Here is an 8,564-nt window from a genome sequence, read left to right as displayed (position 1 = left end):
GAACGGGTCGAGCGCGGCGAAGCCGCAGGGCACGCGGGCGGCCTTGGCGAAATCCACCAGCGCCTGGCCCTGATCGCGCAGCCACTGTTGATGGGTCGGCGATGTCAGCCAGCTTTCGTTGGCCCGGGTTAGGTCGGTCATGTGCCACCTGTATTGTTTTTATGGGTGATTCAACGCTCGCAGACTAAGGGATATGGCACAAAGCTGAAAGCTTTCATCCGGAGCCTGGCGACTTAAATTTCCGGCTCCCGGGGCTGTGACCAGTCGCTGTCCTGCCTGACGATTTCGCGCAGCAGCGCGATGCCCTGTTGCAAGGCTGCGCAGTCACGCTCGCGGGAGTACACCAGGTAGGTGGGGTAGCTGAATTCCGGGGCCTTGGGCACCCGTTCCAGGGCACCGCTGTCCAGATAGCGCTCGACCACACGGGTGCGGAAGTAGCCGCTGCCGCCGTTGTCCAGGATGTAATGCAAAGCCACCGGGCCCAGGTTGAAGCTGATGGCCGCTCGCGCCCTGTCGGGCAGGGCGGCGTCATGCTGGCGGCGAAAACCCTCACCCCATTCGACGTATACATAAGGTTCAGGTTGTTCGGGGCGGCGGATCTGGATCAGTTTTTCCTCCAGCAACTGCTCCACTTGCACACCGGGCCAGTAGGCGGGCTGATAGACCAGTGCAGCATCCAGCAGGCCCATCTCGATCTGACGCAGTAATTGTTCGGCATCGCTGATTTGTATGCGCAAGGCATGGGTGGTGAGGTGCTGACGCAGGGCTTTGGCCCAGTTGAGGATCAGCGGGTTACACAGGCTGACTTCCCCGCCGATATGCAGCAACTGATGCAAGCCTTCGGGGCGCGGCAGATCGCGCCGTGCGGCTTCCCAGGTGTGAAGCAACTGGTTGGCGTACACCACAAAGGCCTCGCCTTCGGGGGTGAGTTTTGCGCCGGCGCGGTTGCGGGTAAACAGGGTGACGCCGAGCAGGCTTTCGAGCTTGTGTACCCGTGCGGTCACGGCCGTCTGGGTAACGTGCAGCTTTTCGGCCGCGCCCACCAGGCTGCCGTAGCGGACAATTTCAAGGAAAGTACGGGCCAGGTCGAGGTCCATAAGCGCGCCAGTGTGCAAGGGGCGTCCAGTGTAAGGCAGAACAGGCAGCGCCTCATCCCCAATCCATTCTCATCGTTGGTCATGGGTGTGTTTCAGTAAAAAACTAATGAGCGTATTTGAAGCCGTCGAGAGCTGTCGGTGAGGCGAGTAAATAATTGAAAAAGGTCGTGAACAGCCTGAAAACTGCTCCAGTACCTCTACCAAGAGTCCATTGCGGATCTGATCTTCGACGATGAAATGATAGGTCTGGCATATTCCCAGACCGCTTTTCGCCATCGATACAACACCGAGTACATCGTCACTGATTTGCACATTGGCCACAGGAATCCGTTCCACCAGTTTGCCATTGTCCATAAGTTGCCACGGTCTGACTCTTCCGCTGCTTGGAACTATAAAGGGCAAACACTGATGATCTTGCAAATCATCCAGGCACTTGGGCACGCCCCTGCTCAACAAATATTGAGGTGCCGCAACCAGACACAACCTGGCATCTTCAAGTTTCCTGGCTATCAGTGCGCTGTCAGGCAAGCTGCCCATACGAATGGCCATGTCAAAATTGTCAGCGACCAGATCCACATTGTGGTTGCTGATGCTCAGTTCGATCCTCACCTGAGGGTGTATCCGACAGAAAGCTGCCAACAAGGCAGGCAGACGGTAGTGACCGTAAGTAGTGGGCGCACTTACTCTCAAGCGGGCGTTCAACACATCGTTGGGGCCAGAGAGTGAACGCTCCACTTCACTGATCTGTGCAAATGCCAGACGTGTCTGGTTCAGATACAGGAGCCCTGCGTCGGTAATGTTCATACGGCGGGTAGTTAGTCTGAGTAACTGAACTCCCAAATGTGTTTCAAGACGTTTTATTGCTCTGCTGATAACCGTGGGTGTCGTTGCCAGCTCGACCGCAGCGGCACTGAGGGAACCGTTTTCTGCCACGGCTATAAATGCCTCAACGTCTGCCAAGTGATCAAATCGACGGGCCATTACCCCTCCCGGAGGCAAAGAGATTGTCATTCACGCGGGTTTATCGGGTAGCAAGTTATATTTAAATTTCTGAAGTGACAAAGGCAAGGGGCCTTTTAAAATCTTTGGAGACAATATGAAACTTTTGAAAGTACTTGCAATAAGTACTGTTGTGGGGGGAGCCAGCTTTACAGTCCAGGCTGCCAAGGTACTGGTTGTCTTGTCGGATGCCAGTGAGCTGGAGCTGAAATATGGCCAGTCAGTATCGACCGGGTTCTATTTCAATGAACTGATGCAACCGGTAAAAATGCTCTTGGATGCTGGTCACACCTTAACGTTTGCAACGCCTTTGGGGCGCGCGCCAACAATGGACAAGGGTTCTTTTGACACGTCCTATTTCGGTGGCAGTGTGGAGGCTCTTAATGATCATAAAGCCCTTATGGACAGACTCAAGATCACTGCAGTGACCGAGTCTCCGGTGGTCAGCCTGTCGCGTATAGAGCAAATGGGTTATGCCCAGTTTGATGCATTGTATGTTCCAGGCGGGCGTGCGCCTTTGCAGGATCTGGCAACCAGCAAGTCGATGGGCAGATTGCTGACCAGCTTTCACGAGCGCGGTAAACCGACAGCGTTGGTGTGCCATGGGCCTGTGGCGTTGTTGTCGACATTGCCGGATGCTTCAGGATTTGTTGAACAACTGGAAATATCCAAGGGTAAAACTCCGGTACCCGACTGGATCTATGCGGGCTACAAAATGACCGTCATGAATAATGTAGAAGAGAAACTTGCCCAACGTCGTCTACAGGGCGGAGAAATGAAATACATGCCCCAAACGGCCTTTGAACAGGCGGGGGGTGATTACAAATCCGCACTCGTGCCGTTCAGCTCATTTATGGTCTCTGATCGAGAACTGATCACCGGTCAAAATCCGGCGTCCACAACCCAGGTTGCCGAAGAGTTGCTCAAACGTTTGCACTAACAATAGTTCCTTTTTCGTGCGGGTTTTTGTAAAAGAGGGTATCGCCTTGAATGTCCAGAAGAGCTACTTATTGTTTTTAGTTGTTTGTATGGTCGGTGGTTTCAGCTCACCAGCCATCTCCGCCTGGGAGGGGCGCAATTTGCGTTTTGGGGTAGAAGCCCTGGTGCCGCCTTTTGAAAGTCGCAATGCTCAAGGAGAACTGGTTGGCTTGAACATCGAACTGGGTAACGCTCTGTGCGATGAGCTTGAGATCCAGTGTCAATGGGTTGATCAGGACTATGCGACCAATATAGATGCCCTTGAGGCTGGGCACTTTGATGCAATCATGCCGATGTCTGCGACTTCATTACGTCGTCAGCGTATTGATTTTACAGAGCCGCTCTATTCGCTGAACTCACGGCTTGTAACACGGAAAAATCAGAATTTATTGCCCTCTCCGGCCTCTCTGAAGGGCAAGCGAGTCGGCGTTCTGGCCGGCACGAGCCGGCAAGCATTTGCCGTGGCGCGCTGGGAAACCCAAGGTGTGGAAATACGGACTTTTCAATTCAATGACGCGTTGGTTCGCAGTCTGGTGGCGGGTGAAATTGATGCTACTTTGCAAGATACCATTGAAATTTCACAGGCCTTGCTGGATACCTCGCAAGGTGAAAGCTTCATGTTTTCAGGGCCCCCTGTCAGTGATGAACTTTTAGGGAGTGGTATTGCAATAGGTGTTCGCCAATCAGACGCAAATCTGCGAGTCGCGTTAAACATGGCCCTGCAGAAGTTGAAAGAAAATGGCCGATACTCACAGATCGTCGATCGCTATTTGAAGGTTGAGTGAGCCAAGGTTTTCAGCAGCCGTTTCTGCAAGCTTGCCGGTTGTAGCTTTTCTGAAGACTGTTGGTGCTTGCCGGCATGCAAAAGCCCTGGCGGAAGGATTCGCCAGGGCTTTTGGTTGACCTTTTAGTGGGGGCGCCAGCAAAACGGGCAGTTGATAGCGGGCGATCGTTTAGAAGGTGTACTTGGACGTCAGCATCAGGCTGCGTGGTTCGCCATAGTAGGTGGTGTTGAAGTTACCCAGCCCCGACAGGTACTTTTTATCGAACACGTTGTTGGCGTTGAGGTTAAACGTCAGGTGTTCGTTGTACTCGTAGCGGGTCATCAGGTTGACCAGCGCGTAGCTGTGCTGCTCGATGATGTCGTAGTCGCCCTTGGCATCGTTGTAGATCTTGCCGTAGAACGGGCTTTGCCAGTTCACGCCACCGCCCACGGTGACTTTGTTCAGCACCCCCGGCAGGCGGTAAGTGGTGAACAGACGCGCCACGTTTTCCGGCTTGGTGGTTTCCAGCGGGTAGCCGTAGACACGTTCGCCATCATCAGAGCGGGTGCGGGCGTAGGTGTAGCCGGCGATCAGGTTCCAGTCCGGCATCAGTTCACCGGCCAGTTCCAGCTCGATGCCGTTGGTGGTCGCACCATCAAGGGATTCATAGATGCCCAGGTTGGTGTTGGCGTTGGTGCCGACCTGAATCGGTACATTTTTTTGCTCGGTACGGAACACGGCCGCACTGGCATTCAAGCGGCCATCAAAGTACTCGCCCTTCAAACCGAGTTCATAGCTGTTGCCTTCTGTGGGGGCCAGGGTGGCACCGGAACTGCTCTGCTCGGTAAGAGGTTTGTAGATCGAGGTGTAGCTGCCGTACACCGAGTAGTTGTCGTTGATGTCGTAGACAACCCCGGCGTAGGGCGTCACCTCGCCGTGCTGTTTTGCCGTGGTCTTGTTGTCCTGGAACGTGCTGGTCTGCTCGTAGTACTTATAGGTGCTGTTGTACTGGAAATCACTTACGCGGCTGCCAAGGATAATCGACCAGTCGTCTGCCGGCTTGAAGCGTGCAGCGATATAGGCGCTGTTTTGATTTTGGTTGGTTTCGTATTTGCCGTTTTTCGGGAAGTCCGGTCTCGGGTATTTGCCGTTCCAGTCAAAGATGCTGCTCGACAGTTCACGGAATTCGCTGCCGTCGAAGGTCGCGCCGGTCTGGCGGGAGGTCTGGGAGGTTGCGCCCACTACCAGTTCATGTTCGCGGCCAAACAGGGTAAACGGGCCGGTCGCATTGACATCGAAGGTGTTCTGGACGCGATGGCCTTCCCACTGGCCCCAGTAGAAGAACATGCCGTCACCCGTGACCGGATCAGGCATCCCGCCGCTGGCCGAACCCAGCAGGGTGTCGTGGTCGTTGGTTTGCTGGGTGAGGGTGCCTTTGACTTTCCAGTCATTGGCGAAACGGTGCTCCAGGGAGGCGAAGGTGGACTGGATCTGGACGTCGCGGCGGCTCCAGTCGGTGGCCGGGTTGAACGAGCGGCTGAAGTCGGTTTTGGTGTAGTTGGAGAAGTAATACGGGTTGCCGGTCCAGGACGAGCCGCGAGGCTTGATATTCTGGTAGTCCATGCCGAAGGTGAACAGGGTGTCGGGGGTGAGGTCGGCCTGGATGATGCCGTAGAACACGTCATTTTTACGTGAGTAGTGGTCGCGGTACGAGTCGGCATCCTGGTAAACCGCCACCATTCGCCCGCGCACGCTGCCATCGTCATTCAACGGCCCGGAGATATCACCTTCGGTGCGATAGTTGTCCCACGAGCCCGCGCTGGCAGTGACCGATGCCTTGAAGTCGCGGGTCGGTTTTTTGCGAATCAGGTTGACCGTGGCCGACGGCTCGCCCGAGCCGGACAACAGGCCGGTAGCGCCCTTGACGATATCGACGCGGTCATACAGGGCCATATCGACCTTGGTCGCACCTTCATCGAACACGCCGTCATACAGGGTGTTGACCCCGTCGTACTGAAAGTTGGTGATGGCATAGCCGCGGGCCGAGTACTCCATGCGGTCGCTGTCGTAGGCCTGGGTGGAAATGCCCGGCGCGTTGCGCAGTACATCGCCGATGCTCTGTGCGGCTTGATCGTCCATCAGTTGGCGGGTGACTACCGTGACGGTCTGCGGGGTTTCGCGAATCGACAGCGGCAGTTTGGTCGAGCTGTTGCTGGCGCCGGTGGTATAGGAATGGGTGTCTTCGGTGGTCAGCGAGTCGCCCAGGCCCTGGCCTGTGACAGTGGTTGCACCCAGTTCCAGACCTTTGCCTTGGGGGGCGCTCAAAATCACCGTGTCGCCGTTGAGCTGATACGAGATGCCGCTGCCCTGCAGCAGTGACTCCAGTGCCTTGACCGGCTCCAGCGAACCGCTCACTGGACGCGACTTGATGCCTTGCACCTGATCCGGGCTGTAGAGGATCTGCAGGTTGGCCTGCTTGCCCAGTTCATTCAGCGCGCTGGCCAGGGCTTGCGACGGAATGTTCAGGGCCACCGGCGCCGCGCTGGCAAGGGATGCCCCCAGCATGACCGAGGCCATCAGGGCACTGGACAGCAAGGTGTGGCGTACCGTCCGGCGTTGGGTGGCGATCGAAAGAGGGGTCCGGCTCAAGTTGGGTCGTTGCATCGCGTGCCTAGGCTCCGAAGTAAGAAATTTCATTCTTGTTAATAGGAATAGTTATTAGACGCAGCGCGATTGAGAAACCAGAAACAAGTTTCTGATTTAGTTGGTTTTGCCCCGGCCATTACAGGCTTGACCCGCTGATGCAGGGCGGAATGATTGTTCCATATATAGAACGATCAGTACCAATAAACCTATCTAGTCTTATGGATGCGACGAATCTATAGTTGTTGCCATGATTTACAGGAGGTGCAACATGAAAAAAATTCTTGGTGTTTATCAGGCCCCCTGCCCTCATTGGGTCGGCGATGGTTTTCCGGTTCGCACGATGTTTTCTTACGACAGCATGGGCAAACACATCAGCCCGTTTCTGTTGCTGGATTACGCCGGGCCAGCCGAGTTCACGCCCACTACAGAGCGTCGCGGTGTAGGCCAGCACCCGCACCGTGGTTTTGAAACGGTGACCATCGTCTACAAGGGCGAAGTGGAACACCGTGACTCCACCGGCAACGGCGGGGTGATCGGCCCGGGTGATGTGCAGTGGATGACCGCAGCGTCCGGCATCCTGCACGAGGAGTTCCATTCCGAGGCGTTTGCCCGCAGTGGCGGCCCGCTGGAGATGGTGCAGCTATGGGTCAACCTGCCTGCAAAGGACAAAATGGCCGCGCCGGGGTATCAGGGCATCGTCGACCGTGACATCCCCGACCTGGCGCTCAAGGACGATGCCGGCCGTTTGCGCCTGATTGCCGGTGAGTTCGATGGCAAACGCGGCCCGGCCCATACCTTTACGCCGATCGACGTGTGGGATATCCGCTTGAATGCGGGCAAGTCGACTACGCTGGATCTGCACCCGGGCCGCAACACTGCGCTGGTGGTGCTGCATGGTGCGGTCGAGGTCAACGGTCAGGACGTGGTGCGCGAAGGGCAGCTTGCGCTGTTTGAGCGTGATGGCTCGAGCATCCGCCTTGAAGCCAATAACGACGCCGTACTGCTGGTCCTCAGCGGCGAGCCGATCGACGAGCCGATTGTGGGCCATGGGCCGTTTGTGATGAACACCGACGCCGAAATCCATCAGGCGTTTGTGGACTTCCAGTCGGGCAAGTTTGGCCGCATGCCAGCTTAACGACCCATACCTTGTGGGAGCCGGGCTTGCCCGCGATGGCCTCGCCGCGGTTTGCCTGCCTGACCGTGGCGCCTGAATCGCGAGCAAGCCCGCTCCCACAGAGGTATGCGATTTCACACCCGCTCGAAAATCACCGCTATGCCCTGGCCGCCGCCAATGCACATGGTCGCCAGGGCATAACGACCCTGTGTCCGATGCAGCTCATGGATGGCCTTGGTCGCGATGATCGCGCCCGTGGCCCCCACCGGGTGGCCCAGGGCGATGCCCGAACCGTTGGGGTTGACCCTGGCCGGGTCCATATCCAGTTCCTGCATCACGGCACACGCCTGGGCGGCGAAGGCAATGTTGGCTTCGATCACGTCCATGTCACCGATCTTCAAGCCAGCCCGCTTCAATGCCAGCCGCGTTGCCGGTATCGGCCCCAACCCCATCAGCTCGGGTTCAACCCCTGCATGGGCGTAGGCCACCAGCCGCGCCATCGGCGCAAGATTGCCCGCCAGTACTGCCGCGCCACTGGCCAGCACCAGCGCCGCCGCCCCATCATTGAGCCCTGATGCATTGCCTGCAGTCACGCTGCCGTCTTTCTTGAAGGCCGGTTTCATCAGCGCCAGCTGCTCCAGGGTAGTGGCCCGCGGGTGCTCGTCCTGGCTGAACATCACACTGCCTTTGCGGCTGCGTACCTCGACGGTGGCGATCTGGCTGTCGAAGTAACCTTGCTCGACAGCCCGGGCGGCGCGTTGCTGGTCTTCAAGCGCCAGAGCGTCCTGGGCCTGGCGGCTGATGCTGTTGCGTTGGGCGATATTCTCGGCCGTTACACCCATATGAATGCCGTGGAACGGGTCGTGCAAAATACCCAGCATGTAGTCGAGCATTGGCGTATCGCCCATGCGCGCACCCCAGCGGGCGGCGGGCATCAGGTAGGGGCCGCGGCTCATGGCTTCGGCC

General features: G+C 57.1%; 7 protein-coding genes. 3 read left to right on the top strand and 4 right to left on the bottom strand.

Going from position 1 to position 8,564, the window contains the following annotated elements; translation table 11 throughout:
• Nucleotides 1–233: 233 nt before the first annotated feature.
• Nucleotides 234–1,097 carry a LysR family transcriptional regulator gene (locus tag GHO42_RS00450; RefSeq protein ID WP_095002424.1) on the bottom strand — a complete coding sequence of 288 codons (864 nt, stop codon included), beginning with the start codon at nt 1,095–1,097 and terminating at the stop codon, nt 234–236.
• Between the two features lie 69 nt (nt 1,098–1,166).
• Complete coding sequence (locus GHO42_RS00445) at nt 1,167–2,078, bottom strand: LysR family transcriptional regulator (RefSeq protein ID WP_153328571.1); 912 nt, start codon at nt 2,076–2,078, stop codon at nt 1,167–1,169.
• A gap of 115 nt (nt 2,079–2,193) precedes the next feature.
• Between GHO42_RS00445 and GHO42_RS00440 the strand changes: the two genes are divergently transcribed.
• Nucleotides 2,194–3,036 (top strand): type 1 glutamine amidotransferase domain-containing protein, encoded by an 843-nt coding sequence (locus GHO42_RS00440; protein WP_153328569.1) that lies wholly within the window; start codon nt 2,194–2,196, stop codon nt 3,034–3,036.
• 46 nt (nt 3,037–3,082) lie between these two features.
• A complete protein-coding gene (locus GHO42_RS00435; protein ID WP_371926197.1) occupies nt 3,083–3,859 on the top strand; it encodes a transporter substrate-binding domain-containing protein in 777 nt (258 codons plus the stop codon).
• 168 nt (nt 3,860–4,027) lie between these two features.
• On the opposite strand, the gene GHO42_RS00430 is transcribed toward GHO42_RS00435, so the two are convergent.
• Nucleotides 4,028–6,502 carry a TonB-dependent siderophore receptor gene (locus GHO42_RS00430; RefSeq protein WP_153328567.1) on the bottom strand — a complete coding sequence of 825 codons (2,475 nt, stop codon included), beginning with the start codon at nt 6,500–6,502 and terminating at the stop codon, nt 4,028–4,030.
• A gap of 250 nt (nt 6,503–6,752) precedes the next feature.
• On the opposite strand from GHO42_RS00430, the gene GHO42_RS00425 reads away from it, so the two are divergent.
• Nucleotides 6,753–7,619 carry a pirin family protein gene (locus GHO42_RS00425; protein WP_153328565.1) on the top strand — a complete coding sequence of 289 codons (867 nt, stop codon included), beginning with the start codon at nt 6,753–6,755 and terminating at the stop codon, nt 7,617–7,619.
• A 113-nt stretch (nt 7,620–7,732) separates the two neighbouring features.
• On the opposite strand, the gene GHO42_RS00420 is transcribed toward GHO42_RS00425, so the two are convergent.
• Nucleotides 7,733–8,564 (bottom strand): acetyl-CoA C-acyltransferase (locus tag GHO42_RS00420; RefSeq protein ID WP_153384074.1); only part of this gene is annotated, 832 nt, incomplete at its 5' end.

The sequence above is a fragment of the Pseudomonas sp. FSL R10-0056 genome, assembly GCF_009600105.1.
GTDB classification, from domain to species: domain Bacteria; phylum Pseudomonadota; class Gammaproteobacteria; order Pseudomonadales; family Pseudomonadaceae; genus Aquipseudomonas; species Aquipseudomonas bubulae.
Note: the sequence above shows the minus strand (reverse complement) of the source record. Positions and strands in the feature narration are given on the sequence as shown.

Coding starts and splice junctions, on each gene's coding strand:
- GHO42_RS00450 (WP_095002424.1), bottom strand. CDS start 1,097: ATGGACCTCGACCTGGCCCGTACTTTCCTTGAAATTGTCCGCTACGGC.
- GHO42_RS00445 (WP_153328571.1), bottom strand. CDS start 2,078: ATGGCCCGTCGATTTGATCACTTGGCAGACGTTGAGGCATTTATAGCC.
- GHO42_RS00440 (WP_153328569.1), top strand. CDS start 2,194: ATGAAACTTTTGAAAGTACTTGCAATAAGTACTGTTGTGGGGGGAGCC.
- GHO42_RS00430 (WP_153328567.1), bottom strand. CDS start 6,502: ATGCAACGACCCAACTTGAGCCGGACCCCTCTTTCGATCGCCACCCAA.
- GHO42_RS00425 (WP_153328565.1), top strand. CDS start 6,753: ATGAAAAAAATTCTTGGTGTTTATCAGGCCCCCTGCCCTCATTGGGTC.